This is a genomic window from Methylocystis sp. Se48, assembly GCF_056269425.1.
The window spans coordinates 2,378,237-2,402,380 of sequence record NZ_CM149850.1; the positions used below are offsets into that span (position 1 = coordinate 2,378,237).

Below are 24,144 nucleotides of genomic sequence, written 5' to 3' on the forward strand. Positions count from 1 at the left end.
ATTGTCATTGAGCAGGACTCGAGGTCTCTGGCGATCGAAAGACGTCCCAGGCGACGAAGAGCACGACGGTGGCAGGCACCGCCAAGGCCACGCCCATCGCCCCGAAGAGCGCGCCGAAGACCATAATGAAAAACAGCAGAGCGATGGGCGGAACCATGAGCGACCGGCCCTGCAGGAAAGGCGTGATGAGATAGCCTTCGACGAAACTCGCGCCGCCCACGGAGAGCGCCGCCAGTGCGGCTGTGTCGACGCCATGCGGGAGGGCGACGAGCGCCGCGATGACGAGTGCGACGACCGAGCCGAAATAGGGAATGAAGGCCAGCGCGCCGCTGATCGTCGCAATCGCCATCGGGGCCGGAACGCCAAAAGCCCAAAGCGGAACCGCGGCGAAGGCGGCGTTCATTACGACCACATAGAGCTGGATCACGAGCCACTGGCGCAACACGACGCCGGAGCGCGAGAGAAACTCGATCATGGCGTCCCGACGCGAAGCAGGCGTCAAGGCCACGAGGCCCGAGGAGGCGCTCGCCGGATCGGCGGCGAGATAGGCCGCCCCTATGACGATGAAGATCGCCGTTCCCAACGCGCCGCTGAGGGCGGCGAGCGCCGCGCCGAATTTGTTGGCGACGGGGGCCGCGGCCTGAGAGAAATCGATGCTCATCAATTTCTCGACGAAACGCCCCCAGGGATGCTCCTCGATCACGCGCTCGATCATCGCCATGGCGGCGGGGATGTCCAGCGCGACCTCGTCATACTGCGCAAGAAGCTGCGCGCCGAATAGTTTCCCGAAGAAATAGGTCGCCGTCACGAGGCCAAGCGCGACGATGAGAAGCGAAACGCCCAGCGGCGCGCCCGCACGACGCGAGACGAAATCGGCCGAGCCGCGCCAGGCGACTGCAAGAAGGATCGTGGCGAAAACGATGGGAAGCAGATCGCTCAGCCGCCAAGCCGCAATCGCGCCTCCAAAGATCGCGACGATGATGAGCGAAACGGTAATCGCTTGGGAAACTAGATCGATGGCTCCGAGGCCGCGCGGATCGCTCCCTTTCAACAAACTGAACTTCATCAGTCGCCCCGAGTGAGAAGAAGCGCGTCGTCCAAGAACGACGCGCGGAAAAGAGGCGTTTAGCTCGCAGCCAGCGCGTCACGCAGCGCTTTTTCCTTGCTGTCGTCGAGCGAGGTTTTCAGGACCATGCCGCCGGTGCCTTTGACGGCCTCGAGAACCTTGTCGCCTGTCACCTTTCTGACGAGCAGAAACAGCGCGGCGTTGCCCGGACGCAGCGATTCCGAGAGTTCCTTCATGAATTTGTCGTTGACGCCGTAATCGGCCAAGGCGCCGCTCAATGCGCCCGACGCCGCGCCCAGCGCGACGCCCAGCAGCGGATTCAGGAAGATCATCCCAATGAGCAACCCCCAGAGCCCGCCAGAAGCTGCGCCTGCGGCGGTCGTATTGAGCAGCTGGTTGAGCTTTACATTGCCGTCGGGCTGCTTGACGGCGATCGCCGCGTCGCCCAGTTCAATCAAATATTCTTTTTGAAGCTCGAAGAGCTTGCTGCGCATCTCCTCGGCCTTTGCTTCCGTCTCATAAACGATGACGACCAGATCCGACATTTCTCCACTCCGCCTTTGAAGCTCCCATAGCGGCGATCGGATCAGCGCCAGGCGCAGATGCGACGCCCGTGCCGCCACCAGCAAACCCGGCGCACCGGCCGACGACGACAGACGCGCCGTCCTCCGCGCCACCAGCAGGTGGTGCGCACCGCGGCCTCTTCAACGAGATTGTCCGGCGAAGCGCCCTCGGCCAGCGCGCCCATCACCGGCGCGGCGCCGGCCTCGGCCGGGAGGAGAGCGGCGCTCGCTCCGGCGACGACTGCGCCGGCGAGAATGCGGTTGAGAAAAGCGCGACGAACGAGATCGGACATGGCTTCCTCCACATAAGGTCTTCACTCAAACCGGCGGATTTTTCGTCCGTGGCGATGACTGTGTCGACCAATCCGCTCTCGGGAAGATCCTCCAGCGCCACAGTCTTCAGGTTCGTTCCGCTGCGCTCTTTATGGCTTAGGACGATGAACGGTCTTTATTTCACTCGCATGACCGATTTGAGTAAAAGCGCTCACGAAAATAGTTTGTCATCATTCCACACCCGAGGCAACCGCATTGTCGACGGCCTGTCTGAGCTGATTGACCTGATCCGAATAGGCGCGGCGCATTTTGGGATCGATGATGGCAATCGGCGCGCTCAACGTCAGCCCTGTTACGCCCGCCACGCCCTGTGCGAGACCCATCGCAGCCCCGCCAACTCGCTCTCCGACGCCGCCCTCCGCTTCCCGCAAGGAGTCGCCATTGATCAGCTGCGTCCCGAGAAAACGCACCACATCGGGGTTTTCCGCAAATTTACTGTGCCGCGTGGGGTTGCTGCTGTCGACCCCCGTAAGATCGACGACATCGACGCCCTTCTCCGAGACCCAGGGCTTCGATTGCAGATCTGCGACGCCAAGCCGTTCGACATTGCCAGCGATGCTGCGCGAAAATTGCAGAGCGCGGTCCTGACGCGAGACGAAGACGACAATCTGGGGGCGCCTTTCTCCGAGGCTTTTAAGTTGCGCGCGAAATACGTCGACGTCGATGTCCGGCGACGCCAGTATCACCGCGTTGATTCGTTCCGGCAGCCCGCCGCGGCGAATCGCCATCTGCCGCAACGACTCCATCGCGAGCCATGCGCCCATGGAATGCGCAAGCACGGTGATCTCGCGAACGGCGGGACTTGCGGCGAGACGCGCGAGCAACTTTTCCAGCGCGTCGCGCGAGACGTTGGCGCTCTCGCGGTCATAGACATATTCGAAGAGACTTCCGCGAGATGGCCAGCTGAACAGAACCGGCGCGGCGTCGGCGCCGGAGTCGTGCGCAATCTGCGCGAAAGAGAACAGCGCGCTTTCGAACCGCGTGTTGAACCCGTGCACGAAAACAAGCGCGCGGCGGCTTTTGGGCGCGTTCTTGCGCAGCCAGCCGTCGAGATCGCCAAGGCCGCCACCCAGCGCCTCGACCCGCGTCACCGCGAATTCCGTCGCCGGGTCGGGCGGCGTCTGACGCGGCCACTGAACCCGCCCGATCTGGCGTGCGCCGTCTGGCGGGATCGATACGACAAAGCGCGAGAGCGACAGCTCTCCGCGTTCGCCGGAAAAAGCCGTCCCACTGTCGGGCGCCGGCGCACGGGTGGTGACGGCTAGCACGTCGAGCCGCGTCGCACCCTGCGCATCCGCCGCTACCGGAGCCAGCACGCCAGTCGGCGCGGCGCAGCCGGCCAGCGCGAACGCGCTGAAAACCAGCGTTGTCCAGTCGCGACGCCGCCGCCGAGACGCCCTCGAGACAATGTACGCGCCCTGGCGCATGCCGGCCGTTTCGATTACGCGTTGCTTCTCTCTGGGCGGAAGACGACGAAAATGGCGCCGATCACCAATCCGATGAGCACGAGAATGAGGGCGGATTGTTTCAGCCAGGCGATGGCCGGCACGGTGAGCGCCAGAAGAATGCCGAGAACGGCGATCTCTCCCGACACGTGAACGCCGGCGACGAAGGTTCCCAGCGCCAGCAGCAGCATGAGCGCAAGGCCCGTCGCGGGGCCGTTGAGGAAGGTGTTGACGGAGGGGAGCAGCAAAATGCCCATCGCGAGCAAAAACGCCGTCCAGTGCAGCGACTGGGTGACGAGAACGCGCCGGCGCTCCGCCTGGCTGGGCGCGCGCCGCCAGCCGATGGCGATGCACGCAAGGCCGATCGCAAAGCCGAGGAACTCCCAATAGCCGTTGAGCGGGCGGCTCGCCATGCTCGTGTAGGCGACCCCGATCAGCGCGAGGATCAGGACGATCAGATACGGCAATCGCGCGCGCAGCCACGACAACGCCCCGCCAGACGTCGGCCTCGATAGGTCGGTTGTGTTCGTCATCGCTGCTTCAACTCTCATGCCAGACAAATATATCGTCACTATACCAAGCTTGCGCGTCCTTGCAAAACCGCACGCGCCTTCGCTTTTGAACAGGGCTTTCGCAAAAAAGCAAAGCTCGCGGCAGCCGCTCATCCGCGAATTGGCGATGCGCCGAGATCCGGACTGGGCCGAGACAAGGCGCGAATCGAATCGCCGCCAATGATCGGCGACCTCTGCGACATCGCCGAACGGCGATCTCTCCCATAGCGCGGCGGCGGAGAAGGCTTTGCCATCTTGCGCGCTTTGTCTGTCTTGGGGAGACGAAGGCGAGGCCGCTCGCAACTGCTTTGGCGACCGCCGTTGCTCGGCGGAACGCGCTCGTATATGCCCTTCCGCGGATGAATGCAGCAGGCATTCGGCGCGGCGGCAGGACGACAAATGCGGGCAATGGCTCTAAAAGCGGCGCGCTGGGCCCTTGGGGGATTGGCCCTCTTCGTGATTTTTTTCGTGGGGTTTCGCGCGCACCAATCGCTGCAGGGTCCGCCCCTCGAGCTTTGGCATACTTACGCGCCGCAGGAACTCAGCGTCGGGGAAATCGACGAAGCGGACTGGGAAAAATACATCCAGGCCGAAGAACGGGCCTTCGCGTCCGTTCGGGAGAACGTCAGCGCCAAGCTGACCGCCGAGGAGCGCGTTTCCTTCAACCGCTATTTCGCCGGGAGCCCGGTGGATCCGGAACATTTTCATCAGAACTGGAACCGCTCCTATCGCCTCGAACCGAATGGGAAGCCGCTTGGCGCTGTCGTTCTGCTGCACGGACTGACCGACTCTCCCTACAGCTTGCGCCACATCGCACAGTTCTACGCGGCGCATGGATTCGCCGCCGTCGCGATCCGCATCCCCGCGCATGGCACGACGCCGGCCGCATTGGCCGACGTCGAGTGGCCCGATTGGCTCGCCGCGACGAGACTGGCCGTGCGCGAAGCCCGCCGGCTGGCGCCGCCGCCCGCGCCGTTGCATATCGTCGGCTTCTCGAATGGCGGATCGCTCGCGCTCAAATACGCCCTCGACGCGATCGAGGACGAACGGCTTCCCCGCGCGGATCGCCTTGCGCTCCTGTCCCCGATGGTGGGGGTCACGGCCTTTGCGCAGTTTGCCGGCCTCGCGGGTTTGCCGGCCATTTTGCCGGCTTTCGCAAGCGCTGCGTGGCTGAGCATTCTGCCCGAGTTCAATCCTTTCAAATACAACTCATTTCCCGTTAACGGCGCCCGCCAGTCGTGGCGTCTCACGGACGCCTTGCAGAGGCAGCTCTCCAGCCTGAGCCGCGACGGCCGCCTGTCGGCGCTCCCGCCGATTCTGACATTTCAATCGGTTCTGGATTTTACCGTCAGCAGCCGCGCGATCCTCTCCGGCCTTTATGAAATCCTGCCGTCAAACGGCTCGGAACTCGTGTTGTTCGACATTAATCGAAACGCCAAGTTCGGGCCCCTCTTCCGGCAATCGGCGGAGACGAAGCTCTCCGAATTGGCGCCGCCCCGGATCCGCAACTTTCGCCTGGCGATCGTGGAGAATGCGGGCGAGGGAACCGACGACGCGCGGGAGCGGGTCATCGAGGCCGGACAAGGCGCGGAGCGAAGCCGTCCGCTCGGGTTGAAATATCCGGGAGGGGTCTATTCGCTTTCCCACGTCGCCTTGCCTTTCCCGCTCAACGATTCCCTTTATGGGCTTTTTCCAGAGGGGGACGAGGACTATGGCGTGCATTTGGGCGCGCTGCCGCTTCGGGGCGAGCGAAACGCGCTGGTGGTCAGTCTGGACGCCCTGATCCGAATGTCGTCGAATCCATTTTTTCCGTATTTGCTGAAACGGATCGAGGAACTTCTTCCGCCCGACGCCAAAAACGCTTCGGCTGACCTCCCCTCGACGGCGCGCCAAAACACGCCGCAAGCGGACGCGAAAGTTCCCGCTCGCCGCCGCCGGCGCTGAAAGCGCGACGCGGCGGAACGCAAGCGTCCGTAGCCTTTCTCGGCCGGAAGACGCGGGCCTTCAATTGCGAGTATCCGCCGACGGTGTTACTATGATTTGCGATCAACATCAAAGCGTATTGATCGGGAGGAGTCGACAACAATGTTAAATGATGAAAACAACACGAAGCTTTCCCGCAGATCTTTTGTGGCCGCGCTCTTTGCGGCGGCGACGCTGATTCCGGCGGTCACGCTCGAAGCTTCCGACGCAGAGGCTCAGGAGTCGGTAGAGCGGCAGTTCAAGGGTTTCCGCCATCAGCCGCGCGTGTCCCGCCCGCGCAGCCCGACGAGGGGATCGCGTCGTCATCGTCGCATCGCGCGCGTTCGCCATACTGGCCGCCCGCAGCCGCGTCCAGACGCCGCCCCCGCGCAGTAATTGTGGGAAGCTTCGCACCGTCCTGCCGGCGCAGGGCGGTGCGGCCTGCCTTCTAATTGAACCGTTCCCATCTCTCAGCGTCCGCCTTTTTCGAGCGCTTCGCGCCGGCGTTATCATTCCATACCGCCGCGGCCTCCCCGCTCCCCTCAGAACGATCCGAAATGCGAGCCGATCGCGATGACGGCCACGAGCGAAAGGATCGCCCCGAGGATCGCGACGACGACAATATCCAGATAGCTCTCATTGTGCTTGCAGTCGCAGACGGCGAGCAGCGTTACAACAGCGCCATTGTGCGGGAGGCTGTCGAGCGTTCCGGCGCCGATCACGGCGACGCGATGCAGTAACGCGGGATCGATCCCTTGCTGTTCGGCAAGACGCAGATAGGTTTCGCCCAGCGTGTCGAGCGCGATCGTGAGGCCGCCCGACGCCGAACCCGTGAGCGAGGCGAGCACATTTGTCGCGATCGCCAGCGACACGAGCGGCCCGCCCCCGATCCCGAGCACCCAGTTCCGCACCGCGGCGAAAGCGGGCATCGCCGCGACGACGGCCCCGAAGCCCACGAGGCTCGCGACGCTGAGCAGCGGAAGCACCGAAGCGGTGACGCCCGCATCGACGCTCTCGCGGACCGCAGGGAGGCGCCGCCAGTTCAAGAAGACAAGCGTGATGATGGCGGCGGCAAGGGCGACGATTACCGACCAGACGCCGCCAACCGCGGCAAGCGTGGTCGGACCCCACCGCTCTTCGGACAGGAACGAATCGTCCATGCGCGGAATGACGCGCAGCGACATCATGAGATTGACGCCAACGACGACGATGAGCGGCAAGGCGGCGACGAATATGTTGGGACCTTCCGCACGCTGGCCGTGCGGAATTTCCGCGAGATCGAATTCGCGCGCGGTTGCGGCGCGCTCGCGGATCGCCTGATCCTGAGCGACATCCGCCGGTTGCGGCGCGTCGCCGAAGCCTTCCCCGCGACGACGCGCGGCGGCTTCCGCGCGCAACAGCCACCACATGCCGAAAATCAGCATGATCAGCGAGGCGATGACGCCGAGCCCCGGCGCCGCGAAAGCCGTCGTGCCAAAAAACGGCATCGGGATCGCGTTTTGAATCGCTGGCGTGCCGGGCAACGCGGACATTGTGAAAGTCGACGTTCCGAGCGCAATGGCTGCGGGCGCGAGACGCCGCGGCGTACCCGCCTTGCGGAACAATTCCTGCGCCATCGGCGCAAGGACGAAGAACGCGACGAAGAGACTGACGCCGCCATAGGTGATGATCGCGCCGGCCAGCACGACAGAGAGGATCGCGCGCCGCGGACCGAACTTCTCCGCCATGAACTGCGAAATCGCCATGACGGAGCCGCTGTCGTCCATCAGCTTGCCGAAGAGCGCGCCAAGCAGGAAGATGGGAAAGAATTGCGCGACAAAACGCGCCGCGCCGCCCATGAAGGTGACGGTCCAATGCGCAAGAAGCGGCTCGCCCGCAAAGAGCGCCGCGGCGAGCGCGGCCGCCGGCGCCAGCAGCAAGACGCTCCAGCCGCGATAGGCGAACCAGATGAGGCCGCAAAGCGCGATCAAAATACCGAGCAGGCCCATCGGATCAAACCCCTTCCAGCAGACTGTCCAGATCGAGCGTGGAGCGACGGCCGATGTCGTCGCCATGCGCCTCGAGAAAAGTTTGCGCGCAGCGTTGGCCCTCGTCGCGCAACATGCAGAGGAAATCCCACTCGGCGAGCAGTTTCGAGGAAGAACTGAGCTTCGTCATCATGTCGGATGTAATGCGGTGCATGCGCATTTCGGCCCATTGCGCGCCCTCGCAGGCGCCGCGGTCCGCCGCCTGACGCAGCAGCGCGATCATGCGCAACTCCTTAAGAAGAACGGAGTTGAAGGACACTTCATTGAGACGGTTCAGTATGTCCGTCGCCGAGCGGGGTTTTTCCTTGCGCTCGACGGGATTGATCTGCACGAGGATCGTATCGCGCGACGTGCATTCCCGCACGAGCGGCGTGATGGTGGGATTGCCGGAAAAGCCGCCGTCCCAATATTCCTCACCGTCGATCTCTATGGCGCGGAACATTGTGGGGAGACATGCGGAGGCGAGGATCGCTTCAGGCGTCAAATCGCTGTTTCTGAAGACGCGGGCGCGTCCCGTCGACACGCTGGTGGCCGTGACGAAGATTTTGATCGGAGCCCGGGCGAGCAAATCGAAATCGACGACCTCGGCCAGGATGCGGCAGAGCGGATTTACATTGTTGCCAAGAAAGTCGTAGGGCGAATACAGCCGCGACAGCAGATCCGTCGCCAGAAAGGCCGGTGAGGAATCCAGGGTCCAGCGGCCGAGCAAGACGTCTACGGGGTTGCGCTGAAGCGGACTGAGCCGCGCCGCCTCCGATACGCGTCGCCAGAAGAGTTCCAGCGTCTCACGGGCGCCCGAACTACCGCCCCTCGCGAAACCGCTGATCAGCGCCGCCGCATTCATGGCGCCAGCGGAGGTGCCCGAGATCCCCTCGATTTTCAACCAATCTTCCTGAAGCAGCCCATCCAGAACGCCCCATGTGAACGCGCCATGCGCGCCTCCTCCCTGGAGGGCGAGGTCAATGCGAATGACATCCCGTTGCATCGCCGACCTTTCAGGCGCGAACGCCAAAGGTTTTCATACGGTAAAACTGTGAAGGGGAAGCAAGACGCGCGCCGCAGACCGTCGCTGGGAGGATGAGGGGAGCCAGACCCAATGGGGGACTATGCGAGGCGCCGGGAGAAGCGCGTTTCTGTAGTGCGGATGGAGACGCCCCTTCACGTCGATTACGTACAAAGGACGTCGCGCGCCTCCACCAGCGCATTCGACAGGAATGATCTCGATCCGCGCTCAGCGCCACTGAACGCAGCGGCGGCGTCCGAAGCCGTGGCGCGTCGTCCAACGACGGGTCCATTTGATGCAGCGCGCGCCAGGAGGCGGACCGAACGTCGTTTGCTGGACGAGAGACGACGCCGCCGTCTCGCGCAGGTCGTCTGCGTCGAACATTATAGCCGCCTGGGACGAACCAGCGGCGCTCATAAATACGCCGCACGCCGCGCTCAGCAGCGCGGTCTTCAAATGCAATCTCACTTGGCAACCTCCCCTAGTGTTATCCCCGCCCAAAGGCGGAGCTTTCGGTCGCGAGATGCGTCCGGAAAGAATTACACAGCTTCCGTTGCCGGGGTCAATAGCCAGCCGTCCCATGCCGCCGTCACGACCTCGCAAGGCGTTGAAAATATCGGCTCTTGGTTACCCGGAGGGTTTCAATCCCAACGTCGTGGGCGCATTTGATTGTGATGACGCGGAACGGAAGGATCAACGCCCCCTCGGGCATGAAGCGACGCCTGCGTCAAACCATTAAGGCCAAGGCCCCTTGTTGGCCTCATAGGCCTCATTGGCGCGCGCGATTTCCGCGTTGCGCGTTGTCGGAGACCATCCGCCGCCGAGCGCCTGATACAGGCTCACCGCCGACTGGAGATGCTCGAGGCGCGCGCGCGTCAGAGCAAATTCATATTGAAAGAACGTGGTCTGCACGGTCGAGAGCGTGACGACGTCGATCGTGCCTTCGAGGAGTTGGGCCTGCGCGGCGTCGAGGGCGATCTTCGAAGCGGCGACCGCCTCCTGACCGATCTTCACGCTTTTCGCCGTTTCTTTCATTGCGATGAGGGCGCTCTCCGTATCGGCGAGCGCAGCGAGAATGCGTTGGCGGTAAAAGGCCGCCGCTTCGGCGAAGCGGCCCTTCTCCAATTCATATTGGCCCTGGAGCGCGTAGCCGTCGAAGAGCGGTTGCGCGAGATTGGCGCCGATCTGCCAGGCGACGGCCTCCGGCCGCATGAGATTGCGCAGCACGATGCTTTGCAGGCCATATTGCCCGTTGAGCGTGATGGACGGAAAGAACGCGGCGCGGGCGCGCAGGACGGAGAACTCCTGTGCGGCGAGCAGCGCCTCCGCCTCGGCGACGTCGGGCCGGCGCAGCAGAACCTCCGATGGCAGGCCGGGGTCGAGACGCGGAAACGTCAGCTTCGTAATTGCCGCGCCCTTTATGTCGAGCGTCTCCGGCGTCTGACCCAGCAATACGGCGAGCGCGACCTTGGTTTGACGCAGGGTCTGCTCGAGCGGCGGGATCGTGGCCTTCTGGCCGGCGACGACCGCGGCTTGCTGTCCATAGTCCAGCATGGTCGCGGCGCCCTTTTCCAGTCGCGCGGCGATCGCGCCAAGCACGCGCTCGGAAATTTTGACGTTCTCATGCGCGATGCGCAATTGCTCCTGAGCCGCGACGACGAGAAGCCAGGCGTTCATGACCGCGGCAACGGTCGCGATCTCTATGACGTCGCGATCGAAGCGCGAGGCGTTGGCGACGAGTCGCGCGGCGTTGGAGGCGTCCTGATTTTTGCCCCAGAAATCAATCTCGTAACTCGCATTCAGGCCAAGCGCGTAAAGGTTGTTGCGCGTGGCGCTGAACACCGCCTGATTTTCGACGAGCGCCGCGGCGTCGCGCTGCCCGGCCGCTTGCAGGAAGGCCTTCGCGGGATTGTAGTTCGGGGTCGCGCTCGTTCGCGTCCCGGGGATCTGGGTGCGCTGCGCCGTCGCGCCGAAACCGATCGCCGGCCAAAGCGCGGAGCTCGCGATACGCGCGCTCGCATCGGCCTGATCGATCCGCGCCATGGCCGCCGCGATCGCAAGATTGTCCTGCAGAGCGGTCTCCACGAGACTGGTCAGCTCTTTCGACCCGAACTTGACGGCGAACGCCGGACCCGCGGCAATCGGCTTCGCGGATTTCGGATCGGCCTCGCGAAAACGTTCCGGCGGCGGCGTGCTCGGGTCGGGCTTTTCCCATTCGAGGTTGCAGCTCGACAGCCCCGTCGTCGCAACGAGGATGGACGCAATATTCCAAGCGCGAAGCCCTGCCAGCATCCGGACCTTCAATCGGGGCCTCCTTCGCGCTGGACAGCGCGTAGCGCCGTCAGCATGGCGCATCCTTCCATCGTTCGACGTTTCGTTGCGCGCCACGGTGCAACGTCTTATCGACGCGCGTCGCGATCCAATATTCGCCGCCCGCCATTTCGTCAGTTATCCACAGAAAAGGCGTGAATGCACGGCCATCTTTGCAGACCGCTACGGCTTTTCCATTTACACCGTTGCCAGCGATCCTAGCAAAGACGGGATGGTCAATTGGTTCGCATTTGGCGTATGGCGACGAGGGGGAGCGCGCGCAGCTTCTTCTTGTGCGCATGTCTCGCGCTTCCCTTTCTGGCGGGATGTGGACGCAACGGAGACGATGAGGCGCTCGCGCCGCGGCCCGTCCGCGCCCTGACGATAGAGAGCGGCAAATTCGGCGAACTGATCGAATTCACTGGCAGTATTCAGCCGGAGAACCAGGTCGTGCTCTCTTTCCGCATCGGCGGCCGCATGATCGAGCGATTCGTCGGGACGGGCGACGCCGTCAGGGCCGGCCAGGTTCTCGCGCGATTGGATCCGCAACCCGAACAGAATGCGCTGCGTTCCGCGCAGGCGCGGCTGACGGCCGCGCAAGGCCGCCTGCGTGAGGCGCGCAACAATTTCGCCCGCGAACAGGCGCTGCTGCCACGCCGCTATACGACGAAAATCCGTTTCGACCAGGCGCAGGCGGCGCTCGAAGCCGCGCAATCGGATGTCGAAGACGCAACGGCGCAGCTCAAGATCGCCCAGGACCGCGTCGGATATACGGAGCTGAAGACCGATGCGGCGGGCACCATTGTCGCGCGCGCGGCTGAAGCGGGCGAGGTCGTGCAGGCGAGCCAGGAGATCTTCCGCCTCGCGCGCCAGGGCGGGTGGGACGCCGTCTTCGACGTGCCCGCCCGCGTGCTGAACCTCGCGCCGAGAGACGCACAGGTCGCATTGTCGCTCACCGAGGAACCGGGCGTCACGGCGATCGGCCGCGTGCGTCAGGTCGATCCGGCGGCGGATCCGAATACGCGGACCTTCCGCGTGCGGGTCACGATCCTGTCCCCGCCGCCGGCGATGCGGCTCGGCGCGAGCATCACGGGGCGCGTTCGACTCGATCCCTCCTCGGGAATCGCCGTGCCGCCGAGCGCGCTGACGGAGGAGGACGGCAAGCCTGCCGTCTGGATCGTCGAGCCCTCTACGATGACGGTTTCATTGCGGCCGATCAAAGTGCTGCGCTTCACGAGCGACGCCGTCTTCGTCTCGGAGGGATTAAAGCCCGAGGACATTGTCGTGACGGCGGGCGTCCAGGCGCTGCATCCGGGCCAGAAAGTGCGTCTGCTGGGCGACGCGCGGCCATGAGCGAGCTCAATCTTTCGGCCTGGGCCCTCAAGCACCGCTCCTTCATGATCTATTGCATGATCGCGGTGACGGTCGCCGGCTTGAGCGCCTATTTCAATTTGGGGCGGGACGAGGATCCGAATTTCACGTTTCGTACGATGGTCGTACAGGCCGCGTGGCCGGGCGCGACGATCGATGAGACGATGAAGCAGGTGACGGAGCGAATCGAACGCAAGTTACAGGAAACGCGCAGCCTCGATTTCATCCGCAGTTACACGCGGCCGGGTTCAACGGTCATCTTCGTCAATTTGAAGGGGTCGACGCCCCCCGACGAAGTCCCTGACATCTGGTATCAGGTGCGCAAGAACATCGGCGACATCCGCCACACGCTGCCGGCGGGCGTGGTCGGACCGGGGTTCAACGACGATTTCGGCGACACCTACGGAATCATTTACGGCTTCACGGCGGATGGCTTCACCGAGCGCGAGTTGCGCGACTACGTCGAGTCCGTTCGCTCGCGCCTCCTCGCGGTTCCCGACGTTTCCAAGATCGAGGTGCTTGGCGCGCAGGACGAAAGGATCTTCATCGAATTTTCCACGCGCCAGCTCGCGGGTCTCGGTATCGACCGGTCGCAGATCATCGCCGTCCTGCAGGAGCAAAACGCCGTGTCGCCGTCGGGGGTCGTGCAGACGGGCGACGAAAAGCTCTCCCTGCGAGTCTCGGGCGCGTTCCAGGATGAGAATGACCTTCTCGCCGTCACCATTCTCGCCAATGGGCGGCTGATCCGGCTGCGCGATATCGCCGAAATCCATCGTGCGCCGGTCGATCCGCCCCAACCGTTGTTTCACGTCAATGGCCGGCCTGCGATCGGCCTCGCCATCGCCATGCGGCCGGGAGGCGACGTTCTCAGGCTCGGGACCAACGTCTCGAAAACGATGGCTGAACTCAAGACCGAACTCCCGGTCGGGATCGAGCCCATTCTCGTGGCGAACCAGCCAAGCATTGTCGAGCATGCGATCGGCGACTTCATGGAATCGCTGTGGCAGGCGATCGCGATCATCATGGGGGTCAGTTTCGTCAGCCTCGGCGTGCGCGCCGGGGCGGTCGTCGCCATCTCGATTCCCCTGACGCTCGCCATCGTCTTTCCGATCATGCAGATGATCGGCATCGATCTCCAGCGCATTTCGCTCGGCGCGCTGATCATTGCGCTCGGCCTTCTCGTGGACGACGCCATGACGACGGTGGACGTCATGACCTCGCGCCTCGCCGCCGGCGACGACAAGGAAACCGCCGCAAGCTACGCCTACAAGAGCGTCGCCATGGCGATGCTGACCGGCTCCTTCGTCTCTGCGGCGGGGTTCGTGCCCATCGGCCTGGCGAAGAGTTCGGCGGGCGAATACACCTTTTCCATATTCGCGGTCGTCTCGATCGCGCTGATCGTCTCCTGGATCGTCGCGGTGCTTTTCACGCCGCTCGTCGGCGTTCTTCTTCTCAAGAAGCCTGAGGAACCAGCGGGCGCCGAAGAGGGACGGGTCTTACAAGCCTTTCGCGGTCTGCTCCTCGCCGCCATGCGCGCGCGCTGGGTCACGATCGGCGCGACGCTCGCATGTTTCGTTCTGGCGCTATTGGTCTCGCCCCTCGTTGCGCGGCAGTTTTTCCCGGCCTCCGACCGGCCGGAACTCGTCATTGATCTTTCCCTGCGACAGAACGCGTCCATCCACGCCAGCCGGGACGTCGTCGAGCGGCTGGACAAAATCCTGAAAGACGACCCTGACGTCGCGAACTGGAGCGCGTATGTCGGGCGGGGCGCGATCCGCTTCTATCTTCCTCTCGACGTGCAACTCGCGCACGACTTCTTCTCGCAATATGTCGTCATCGCGAAGGACGTCGCCGCTCGGGATCGGCTCCACAAGCGGCTCGAGGCCGTTTTGGCCGAGCGCTTTCCGGGGCTGGTCACGCGCATCGCGCCGCTCGAACTCGGTCCGCCCGTCGGTTGGCCGGTTCAGTATCGCGTGAGCGGGCCCGACGTCGAAAGGGTGCGCGAATTCGCGCTCGGTCTCGCAGCGAAAATGGGCGAGAACCCTTCCGTGACGCGCATCAATTTCGACTGGATCGAGCCCGCCCGGGCGGTGCGCGTGAAGATCGACCAGGACAAAGCGCGCCTGCTCGGTCTGAGTTCCCGCGCGCTGGCCAATGCGCTGCAGGGCGTCGCAACCGGTCAGACGATTACGCAGGTGCGCGACGACATCTATCTCGTCGACGTGGTCGCGCGGGCGTCCGACGAGCAACGCATGTCGCTCGAAGCGCTGCAATCGCTGCAGATCGCTCTGCCAAATGGCGGCGTCGCCTCGCTCAATCAGGTCGCGACCTTCGTCTTCGAGCAGGAGAGCCCGCTGATTTGGCGGCGCGACCGCCTGCCGACGCTGACCGTTCAGGCCGACCCTGCCGCCGGTCGGAGCGCGGAGGCCGCCGTCGCATCGCTTGCGGCAAGCGTCGCGGAGATGAACGCCAACCTGCCGCCCGGCTACAAGATCGAGACAGGCGGCACCGTCGAGGAAAGCGCCAAATCGCAAGGCTCCGTCTTCGCGCGCGTGCCGCTGATGCTGTTTCTGATGACGACTTTCCTGATGATTCAACTGCAAAGCTTCAGCCGGATGTTTCTTGTGCTGGCCATCGTGCCGATGGGCCTGATCGGAATCATCGCGGCGCTTCTGATCTTTGGGAAACCTCTGGGTTTCGTCGCCATTCTCGGCATTCTGTCGCTGCTCGGCATGATTGCGCGCAACGCCGTGATCCTCGTCGAACAGATCGAAATCGAGCGCGGTCTGCAAAGCGATCAGTGGAAAGCCGTCGTCGACGCGACACTGTCCCGATTCCGGCCGATCATGCTCACGGCCGTCTCCACCGTGCTCGGCCTTATTCCCATCGCCTCCACCGTTTTTTGGGGTCCGATGGCCTTCGCCGTCATGGGCGGGCTGCTCGTCGCAACCATCCTCACCCTCATCGTCACCCCTGCCCTTTACGTACTCGCTTTCCGCATCCGGGAGGCGGGTTGACCGCGCCCCCGATCGGTGAAATTGCGGGCGCTGACGCCGGCTATATTACCGATCGGCTTCTGGGCGCTTTTTGCCTGGCGCGCGAATAGTTCCAACAGCGCCTTGACCTTGGCCGGCGAGGCGAGTTTGGCCTTTACGGCAGGGAGCGCCTTCGTCAGGATCGAGACAGTTTGAGGAGGTTGCGCGCAATGACTGTTCATCTGGTCGAAAATAAAGAAAGTTGGCATGCGCTGCCGGCGAAGGACGCGATTGCGCGCCTTCAGTGCGATGCGGAAAAAGGGCTCTCCGTCGAAGAGGCCGCGCGTCGTCTGAGCGAATATGGGCCCAATCGGCTGCCCGAAGGGGCAAAGCGCGGCCCTCTGACGCGCTTTCTGCAGCAATTCGACAATATTCTCGTCTACGTGCTGCTCGCGGCCGGCTTCATCAAGCTGATGCTCGGGCTTTGGCTCGACGCCTCCATCATCACCGGCGTCGTTCTGATCAACGCGCTGCTCGGCTTCCTTCAGGAAGGCAAAGCTGAAAAGGCCCTCGACTCCATCCGAAACATGCTGTCCGCGGATGCGCGCGTTCTGCGCGACGGCTCGGCGCGCATCGCGCCCGCCGAGGATCTCGTTCCGGGCGATATCGTGCTGCTCGAGTCGGGCGACCGCGTGCCGGCCGATCTCAGGCTCATCGACGTCAAAAATCTGCGCACGGACGAGGCGGCGCTGACCGGAGAATCCGTGCCGGCCGAAAAGTCGATCGAGCGCGTGTCGGAGAACGCAACGGTCGGAGACCGAGAGAACATGGCCTTCTCCGGCACGCTCGTCGTGTCCGGGCGCGCGACAGGCGTCGTCGTCGCGACCGGCGCGCAGACCGAGCTCGGCCGCATCAATCAGATGCTCGCCTCAGTGGACGCGCTGGAAACGCCGCTTCTGCGCCAGATCGAGGAATTTGGACATACGATCGCGAAAGTGATCGGCTTCGTGTCGGCCGCCGTGTTCGCCTACGCCCGTTGGGTGCGGGATCTGCCGTTCGTCGAGGCGTTTCAGGCTGTGGTCGGCATCGCCGTTTCGGTCATTCCGGAAGGATTGCCGGCGCTCATCACCATCACGCTCGCGATCGGCGTGCAGCGCATGGCGCAACGTCATGCGATCATCCGGCGACTGCCCGCGGTGGAAACGCTCGGATCCGTGTCGCGCATTTGCTCCGACAAGACCGGCACGCTGACGCTGATGGAAATGATGGTGGCCTCGGCGGTCACCGCCGACGCGAGCTATCGCGTCACCGGCGATGGTTACGCGAACGAAGGGCAGATTCTTCTCGGCGACAAGCCCGCCGGCGCCAGTTCCGCCCTGGCGCGGATGGGCGTCGTCTCCGCGCTGTGCAACGACTCGGAGCTGCGTCTCGAAGAAGGCGTCTGGAAGGTTGAAGGCGATCCCACGGAGGCCGCCCTCTACCCCTTCGCCGCGAAGATGGGATTGGATCGCGCCAGCCAACGCGAAGGACACCGTCGCATCGATGCGATCCCTTTCGAGTCGGAACATAAATTCATGGCGACCTTGCATGAGGAGCGCGGCGGCGGACGCCTTCTCCTCGTCAAGGGCGCGCCGGAGGTCATTCTGGCCAACTGCGACCGCGAGGAGAGCGAGACCGGGCCTGCGCCGCTTCGCCGCGATTATTGGGCGGAGGCCGCTGACCGAATGGCGGCTCAGGGCGAACGCGTGCTCGCGCTCGCGTGGCGGCAGAATCCGAGCATATCGACAAAAAGCCTGACGCCGAGCGATCTTCCGACCGATCTCGTGCTGCTCGGCCTCGTCGGACTCATGGATCCGCCCCGCAAGGAAGCGGTGGAGGCCGTCGCCGAATGCCACAAGGGCGGCATTCGCGTGACGATGATCACGGGCGACCACAAAATCACAGCGGCGGCGATCGCCAAAATGCTTGGAATCGGCGACGGCAAAACCGCGGTGGCGGGCGCCGAGATCGAGGCGATGAACGACGCGGCGCTACAGGAAACCGTCCGCAACGTCGATGTCTTCGCGCGCGCGAGCCCGGAGCACAAATTGCGTCTCGTCAAGGCCATTCAGGCCAATGGCGAGGTGGTGGCCATGACGGGCGACGGCGTCAATGACGCGCCGGCGCTCAAGCGCGCCGATATTGGCGTCGCAATGGGCATAAAGGGCACCGAGGTCACGAAGGAGGCGGCGGCGATGGTGCTCGCCGACGACAATTTCGCGTCGATCACCGCCGCGGTCCGAGAAGGGCGAACGGTCTACAACAACATCGAAAAGGCGCTGCTCTTCATGCTGCCGACCAATGTCGCGCAGGCCCTGGTCATTCTCGTGGCGATCGTCGTCGGGTTCATGCTGCCGATCACGGCTCCGCAGATTTTGTGGGTCAATATGGTGACCTCGGTCGCGCTGGGGCTCGTCATTTCATTCGAACCGCATGAGATCGACGTCATGTCGCGGCAGCCGCGCGCCGTCTCCCGCCCGATCCTCGACGGCTTCGGGGTTTGGCGCGTCATATTTGTGGGCGTTTCGCTTCTGGCCCTCACCCTCATCGCCTTTTTCTGGATGAAGTCGCTGCATGCGTCGGATGAGCTTGCCCGCACGGTTGCAGTCAATACGCTGGTCATCGGCCAGGCGTTCTACCTGCTCAACAGCCGCTTCAAGACGGAGTCGTCCCTGTCGATCACGGCCCATCTGGGCAATCCATATCTGCCGATCGGCATCGGCGCCGTCATTGTGCTGCAACTCCTCTTCACCTACGCCGGGCCATTGCAAAGGCTGTTCGGCACCGCGGCCGTGCCGCTCGAGATCTGGCCATGGTTGCTTCTTGGCGGGCTCGTTTTCTTCCTCGTCGTCGAGCTGGAGAAATTCTTCGTGCGACGGTTCGCGCGGGCAAAGCAGCCGTCTCCGCCGCGGGGCGCTCGGGAATCGGCGGCGCGCGCCCTTCAGGAGTTTCACGCCGCGCCGCACCCGGCGCGGAGGTCCGGCCGCTGGCAGCTGGCGCTCGGCGCGCTCGCCGTCGCGGGGCTCGTGGCGGGCGAGGCGTTCATGTTCTGGCGTCAGAGCGGAACGCAATTTGTCACGGCGCCCGTAACAAAGGCGCCAGCGCTGGCGACGACTGATGAGACGCCAGGGCCTCGGGAGGCGATCGCGGACGTGTCCGGCCGCGTTGTGGCGATCCTGTGCGAACAGGGAGCAACGGTCAGCGCCGGACAGGCCTGCGCGCAACTCGATCCTGCGCCGTTCGAACGGACGATTGCGGCTCAAAAGACGGCGCTAGAGGCGGCGCTCGCGCGGCAGGAAGCGAGCGCGCTCGCGGCCGCCCGCGCAAGGGACGACCTTGAGCGCGCCCTGCTGCGCCCGGCCCGCGGCGGACAATCCCGCACGGCCGTGGAGAGAGCAAGGAACGCCCTCGCGCGCGCCGAAAAACGCGTGCAAGCGGATCGCGCCGAGGCGGAGCGCATTCGCGCGGCGCTTTCGGCGGCCGAGGGGGACCTCGCGCGCGCCCGCGTCGTCTCGCCTGTCGACGGAACGATCGCTGCGACAGCGCCGATCGGCCTCGATGTCGTCGCCGGGCAAGGCCCTGCAGTCTTTTCCGTCACGCCACATGGAAGCGGGCGCAAACTCTCCGTGACCGCGCGCGCCGTCGAATACGCCTCGAAAAGAGCAGCGCGCGAGCAGGGGCTCCCTTCTCTTCCGCCGGGCTGGTCATTCCTCTGGGTCCTGCGCGACGGCGTCCCCTCGCCCGTGCGCGTTCAACTGGGCGGGCAGGACGAGGCGCAGGTCGAAATTCTCGGCGGCGATCTATCCGAGGGGGATTTGATCGTCGTCGAAGAAGCGAGCGCATCGAGCGCTCCTTAATCGGCGCAAGGAAACGGGCGCGCCGGGGCGCGCGCCCGACGCTCTTTTTTGCAAGGACGCGCAAGCTTGGTATAGTGACGATATATTTGTCTGGCATGAGAGTTGAAGCAGCGATGACGAACACAACCGACCTATCGAGGCCGACGTCTGGCGGGGCGTTGTCGTGGCTGCGCGCGCGATTGCCGTATCTGATCGTCCTGATCCTCGCGCTGATCGGGGTCGCCTACACGAGCATGGCGAGCCGCCCGCTCAACGGCTATTGGGAGTTCCTCGGCTTTGCGATCGGCCTTGCGTGCATCGCCATCGGCTGGCGGCGCGCGCCCAGCCAGGCGGAGCGCCGGCGCGTTCTCGTCACCCAGTCGCTGCACTGGACGGCGTTTTTGCTCGCGATGGGCATTTTGCTGCTCCCCTCCGTCAACACCTTCCTCAACGGCCCCGCGACGGGCCTTGCGCTCATGCTGCTGCTGGCGCTGGGAACCTTCGTCGCCGGCGTTCACGTGTCGGGAGAGATCGCCGTTCTCGGCATTCTTCTGGCGCTCACCGTGCCGGCCATCGCCTGGCTGAAACAATCCGCCCTCATTCTCGTGCTCATCGGATTGGTGATCGGCGCCATTTTCGTCGTCTTCCGCCCAGAGAGAAGCAACGCGTAATCGAAACGGCCGGCATGCGGCGAGTTGCTTTGGCGTTCGAAACCATCGTCGCCGGCGCCCGTGTTTCGAGAGAGATCACGGTTCTCGGAATCCTTCCGGCGCTCGCCGCACCGGCATCGCCGCCTTCCGATTCAGGGCGCGAATCAACGGAAAGAAGCGCGTCGTCGCCACATTTTCGGCGGAACGGGCTTTCTCGCCGCAGTTTTCATTTGGCGCTCCAATGAGTGCTGGCTGCTTGCTACCATATTGAACAACGCTTTTCCCAGCCAGGCGAAGGCGCTTTTCGCGGCTGCATTGAAATTGCTTAAAAATTCCTCACCATCCGGCGCACGACCTCGTCGCTCGCCCATCGCATTCAAAAAATCTATTAATAATATAGCTTCTTTCTATTTCCCATCTCTCGGCCCGGCGCCTAATTAAAATCGGAAAATCGTGAGGATTCAGATAGTTCCAAAAGGACAAATCATGATGGATCCACTGGCGCGCGTCCAACGCCCGATAGCATCTCTCGAAACTCAATTCAGAAAAACGTCATCTGCATCAAACTCTACGTTGTAGATGACAGAAATATCAAAAATATACACAGTCAATTCGATAGGCCGGCGCCTTGCCAATGAAAACTCCCTATGCTCTATCTTCCAAAAACTTGGGACCGGCCGCCTTGTTCCGCCCTTCGTTCCCGTGCCTCATTCCACGCGCGGCTGCGCAACGTCTGTTGTGGCCTGGTAAGACGCAAGCGTAAGCTCATTTCAGCCAACCCCGAAGCGGAAGGGACGTCTCGCCCCGATGATGGTGGAATTCGACAGACTGACCGGCGGCAGGCTGCTGTTGCTCCTCGGCGCGCTAGGGCTCGGCTACGTCGACGTGCTGTCTAACGTCTCTGGCCATTCCATTCTCACGCCCTACTCCGCCGGCTCGCTGCAAGGCGTGACGCCGAGTTTCGCCTATTGGGGAACGACGTTCTACCTGATCGGCGTCGCGCTCGGCGTCCCGCTCTCTCGGATTTTTTCCGGGAGGTATGGCGAATATCGCGTCCTCGTGCTCGGTTACGTCTGTTATGCGATCGCCTCGCTCGTCGCCGTGTCGAGTCCCACGGTCTATATGTATGCGCCGTCCCGCTTCGTCTTCGGCGTGTTCGGCGGCTTTCTCGCGGTGGTCAGCCAGTCGGCCGCGCTCGGCGAACTGCCCGAAAAGCAATATAAACTCGGCCTCGGCTACTGGAGCGCGCTCGGCATTCTGCCTTACACGCTCGCGGTGTTTCTCGGCGGTTTCTGGGCCGAATACTTTTCCTGGCGGTGGCTCTTCTACACAAACGCCGTCGTCGGTTTCGTGATTGCGGCGGTGGTCGGCGCCCTGCTCTACGGCCGCAGCTACAAGCGCAAGATCGTGCGTTTCGACGCAGTAGGCTTTTTTCTGCTGGCCGTGATCCTGCTCGGCATGCAGATGATCCTCAACATGGGCAACGACTTTGACTGGCTGAACTCGCCGCTCCTGATGATCGAAGAACTGGTTCTCATTGCCGCCGTGCCCGCCTTCATCATCTGGGAATGGGGCGAACGCCACCCGATCATCGACATGCGCCTCTTTTTGCGCTCAAGTTATGCGATCGGCGTCCTGTGCGGCTTCATGGGCTTTCTCACGATCCAAGGGCTGATGTCGCTGCTTTCCGTGCAATTGCAGTTGCTCCTCGGTTACTCATCGTCGCTCGCCGGTCATGTTTTTCTGGTGATGATGATCGCCGGACTGCCGCTCGCAGGCTTCATGTACGAAATCTCGAAGAAAATCGACGTGCGGCTCGTCATCAGCATCATGTTCTTCTGCTCGTCGGCCGTGCTGACATGGCTCGGCATCTTCGACAAAACCGCTTCTTTCGACGCGCTCGTCGTTCCAATCATTTTTCTCGGTTTCTGCGTCGCCGCCCTCTCGGCGCCGTCCTCTACGCTGGCGACGTACGGATTGTCGGGAACGACGTACAAGCGCGCGGCCGAAGAGTTTCTCCTCTGGCGTCTGGTTGGCGGCGCTTTCGGCATTTCGCTACAGACCGTCATCTATTTCCGCCGTACGCCCTGGCATCAGTTGAATCTTTCCGAATATCTCGGGGGACGACGCTTCGCGTCGCTGGACACGATCGCCGCACTGTCGGAAAAGCTGCAGTCGCTCGGCATGTCCGAATCGATTGCCCGCCGCCAGATCGCGCGTCTCATGCGGCAGCAGGCCGGGCTACTCGCGATGAACGACGCCTTCCTCCTCGGAGCCGTCGTATGCTTCCTCCTCGCGATACTGGTCTGGTTCGCGCGCCTGAAGAAAGATCCGGCCGGTTACGCTTCGCATACGACGCCAAAACTTGAGGGCAAGACAGCGGTGGCGAAACATTGATGAGCCCGATTAGTCCTTATCTGAATTGGCTATGTCCGTCGCGGCGCGCGCTCGCCGTCGGCGCCGCGCCGCTGACGTTCGCCTTCGCGGGCTGCATGCCGACCACTCAGGAGGATCGCGCCCAATTCATGCAGCCGCCGGCGATGAGCCGGACGATCGCCGCCTCCGGCGTGGGCAGCGTGAGCGCGCGCGCGTGGCCGAGCCAGCAGTGGTGGCGCGCCTTCCGCAGCGCCGAACTCGACCGGATCGTCGAGAAGGCGCTTGCGGACAATCAGAACCTCAGAAAGGCCGCCGACACGCTGAAGGAGGCGGAGGCCGTCGTCGACATCGCCGGTTCGAGGCTTACGCCCTTCGTCGAGGCTGACCTCGCCTACAAGCAGTATCGCTACGCCGAGAACGGCGTCGCCGCCAGCCTAAATCCCAAGCAAGCGGGGCTCAACAAATCCGCGAGCTTCCTCAATCCCATTTCCGCCAAATGGGAGTTGGACTTCTGGGGCAAGAACCGCGCCCTGCTCGACGCCTCGATCGGCGACGCGCTGGCGCAGGAAGGCGAACTCGAGCAAACGCGCCTGCTGCTGACGACGGGCGTCGCGCGCGCCTATTTGCGCGGCTACATTCTCAGCCAGCAGCTCGCCCTGGCGACTGAACTGACGAAACTGCGCCGTGAAGTGCGGATGCTCGCCGAGAAGCGTTACGAAACGGGCATCGACACGCTCGATGGCGTTCAAATCGCGCGCACGAACGAGGAGACGGCGGTGCGCCGCGAGGCGTCGCTGCGCGCGGCGATCTCCATTCAGGAAAACGCGCTGGCCCGTCTGATGGGCGAAGGCCCCGATGCGGCGCGCGACCTCTTCGCGAAAAAGAAGAGCGTCGCGCCGGTTCAACCTGCGGTCCCGAAGCATCTGCCGATCGAGCTGCTCGCGCACCGCCCCGATCTCACTGCGGCGCTTCGGCGCGCCGAGGCTTGGGCGGACCGTATTCATGCGGCGAAGGCGCTCTTCCTGCCATCGATCGACCTCTCCGTTTCAGCAGGCGTCGAAGCTTCCGTCACGTCGACGAACTTTACCAAGCTCGGAACCTATCTCTTCAATCCAGGCGCGATGGTCTACAGCGTCACGCCGGGCCTGCATCTGCCGATCTTCCAGGGCGGCAAGCTCTCCGGAAACCTCGAGGTTCAGCGCTCAGAATTCGATCAGGCGGTTGACACCTACAACGAAACGCTGCTCGCAGCCGCCCAGCAGGTGGCCGACGCGCTCGCGACCTTGAAGCGCACGCGCGCCGAATATGACGCGCAAACGCGCTTCGTGAAGGCCCGGCAGGGGGAACTGCAACTCGCGCGCGTGAGATTGCGAGACGGCCTGCGCGATCGGCGCGAAGTCGTTCAGGAATACGCCGACATGCTCGACGCCGTTTATACGCAGCGCGGGCTCGAAGGCGAGCGCCTCGTCGCGGCTGTCGATCTCTATCAGGCGCTGGGCGGCGGCTATGACGATCATGGCCACGCCGCGGAGCCGAAGCCCGCGCCGGAGACCGACCCCATCACGCCTGTCGTCGAGACGGTTCAGGCGCTCGGCGGCGGCTGATCTTGTCCGCAAATCAAGCAGAGACACCGAAAA

16 protein-coding genes are annotated in these 24,144 nt (G+C 63.6%); 7 read left to right on the plus strand and 9 right to left on the minus strand.

The genetic code is table 11. From position 1 onward, the window contains the following. Window positions 1-4: 4 nt before the first annotated feature. The 5 genes from ACV959_RS11775 to ACV959_RS11795 form a co-directional block, all read right to left on the minus strand. A complete protein-coding gene (locus tag ACV959_RS11775) occupies window positions 5-1,066 on the minus strand; it encodes an AI-2E family transporter (RefSeq protein WP_475736783.1) in 1,062 nt (353 codons plus the stop codon). Window positions 1,067-1,125: 59 nt separating this feature from the next. Next, window positions 1,126-1,611 carry a DUF1269 domain-containing protein gene (locus tag ACV959_RS11780; protein WP_475736784.1) on the minus strand — a complete coding sequence of 162 codons (486 nt, stop codon included), beginning with the start codon at window positions 1,609-1,611 and terminating at the stop codon, window positions 1,126-1,128. 41 nt (window positions 1,612-1,652) lie between these two features. After that, window positions 1,653-1,922 (minus strand): hypothetical protein, encoded by a 270-nt coding sequence (locus ACV959_RS11785; protein WP_475736785.1) that lies wholly within the window; start codon window positions 1,920-1,922, stop codon window positions 1,653-1,655. Window positions 1,923-2,132: 210 nt separating this feature from the next. Continuing rightward, a complete protein-coding gene (locus ACV959_RS11790) occupies window positions 2,133-3,389 on the minus strand; it encodes an alpha/beta hydrolase (protein ID WP_475736786.1) in 1,257 nt (418 codons plus the stop codon). A gap of 14 nt (window positions 3,390-3,403) precedes the next feature. After that, entirely contained in the window at window positions 3,404-3,940 is a 537-nt protein-coding gene (locus ACV959_RS11795; RefSeq protein WP_475736787.1) for a hypothetical protein, read from the minus strand. A 417-nt stretch (window positions 3,941-4,357) separates the two neighbouring features. Here ACV959_RS11795 and ACV959_RS11800 point away from each other — a divergent pair, with 417 nt between their 5' ends. After that, on the plus strand, window positions 4,358-5,902 hold the full coding sequence (locus ACV959_RS11800) for an alpha/beta hydrolase (RefSeq protein WP_475736788.1): 1,545 nt from the start codon (window positions 4,358-4,360) through the stop codon (window positions 5,900-5,902). 560 nt (window positions 5,903-6,462) lie between these two features. Here ACV959_RS11800 and ACV959_RS11805 read toward each other — a convergent pair. The 4 genes from ACV959_RS11805 to ACV959_RS11820 form a co-directional block, all read right to left on the minus strand. Then, window positions 6,463-7,908 carry a GntP family permease gene (locus ACV959_RS11805; protein ID WP_475739656.1) on the minus strand — a complete coding sequence of 482 codons (1,446 nt, stop codon included), beginning with the start codon at window positions 7,906-7,908 and terminating at the stop codon, window positions 6,463-6,465. Between the two features lie 4 nt (window positions 7,909-7,912). Beyond that, complete coding sequence (locus ACV959_RS11810; protein ID WP_475736789.1) at window positions 7,913-8,932, minus strand: patatin-like phospholipase family protein; 1,020 nt, start codon at window positions 8,930-8,932, stop codon at window positions 7,913-7,915. Between the two features lie 246 nt (window positions 8,933-9,178). Continuing rightward, the gene (locus tag ACV959_RS11815; RefSeq protein ID WP_475736790.1) at window positions 9,179-9,334 is read right to left on the minus strand and encodes a hypothetical protein; all 156 of its coding nucleotides are present in this window, start codon (window positions 9,332-9,334) and stop codon (window positions 9,179-9,181) included. Window positions 9,335-9,685: 351 nt separating this feature from the next. Continuing rightward, window positions 9,686-11,254 carry an efflux transporter outer membrane subunit gene (locus tag ACV959_RS11820; protein WP_475736791.1) on the minus strand — a complete coding sequence of 523 codons (1,569 nt, stop codon included), beginning with the start codon at window positions 11,252-11,254 and terminating at the stop codon, window positions 9,686-9,688. A 297-nt stretch (window positions 11,255-11,551) separates the two neighbouring features. Between ACV959_RS11820 and ACV959_RS11825 the strand changes: the two genes are divergently transcribed. From ACV959_RS11825 to ACV959_RS11850, 6 genes are all read left to right on the plus strand, one after another. Then, entirely contained in the window at window positions 11,552-12,613 is a 1,062-nt protein-coding gene (locus ACV959_RS11825; RefSeq protein ID WP_475736792.1) for an efflux RND transporter periplasmic adaptor subunit, read from the plus strand. Then, window positions 12,610-15,648 (plus strand): efflux RND transporter permease subunit, encoded by a 3,039-nt coding sequence (locus tag ACV959_RS11830; RefSeq protein ID WP_475736793.1) that lies wholly within the window; start codon window positions 12,610-12,612, stop codon window positions 15,646-15,648. The genes ACV959_RS11825 and ACV959_RS11830 overlap by 4 nt, the downstream gene beginning before the upstream one ends. 188 nt (window positions 15,649-15,836) lie before the next feature. Then, complete coding sequence (locus ACV959_RS11835; protein WP_475736794.1) at window positions 15,837-19,502, plus strand: HAD-IC family P-type ATPase; 3,666 nt, start codon at window positions 15,837-15,839, stop codon at window positions 19,500-19,502. Window positions 19,503-19,615: 113 nt separating this feature from the next. Continuing rightward, the gene (locus ACV959_RS11840) at window positions 19,616-20,152 is read left to right on the plus strand and encodes a hypothetical protein (protein ID WP_475736787.1); all 537 of its coding nucleotides are present in this window, start codon (window positions 19,616-19,618) and stop codon (window positions 20,150-20,152) included. A 786-nt stretch (window positions 20,153-20,938) separates the two neighbouring features. Continuing rightward, window positions 20,939-22,528, plus strand: a complete 1,590-nt coding sequence (locus ACV959_RS11845) for an MFS transporter (RefSeq protein WP_475736795.1) — start codon at window positions 20,939-20,941, stop codon at window positions 22,526-22,528. Beyond that, a complete protein-coding gene (locus ACV959_RS11850; protein WP_475736796.1) occupies window positions 22,528-24,111 on the plus strand; it encodes an efflux transporter outer membrane subunit in 1,584 nt (527 codons plus the stop codon). Before ACV959_RS11845 ends, ACV959_RS11850 begins: the two co-directional genes overlap by 1 nt. The last annotated feature ends 33 nt before the right edge of the window (window positions 24,112-24,144 follow it).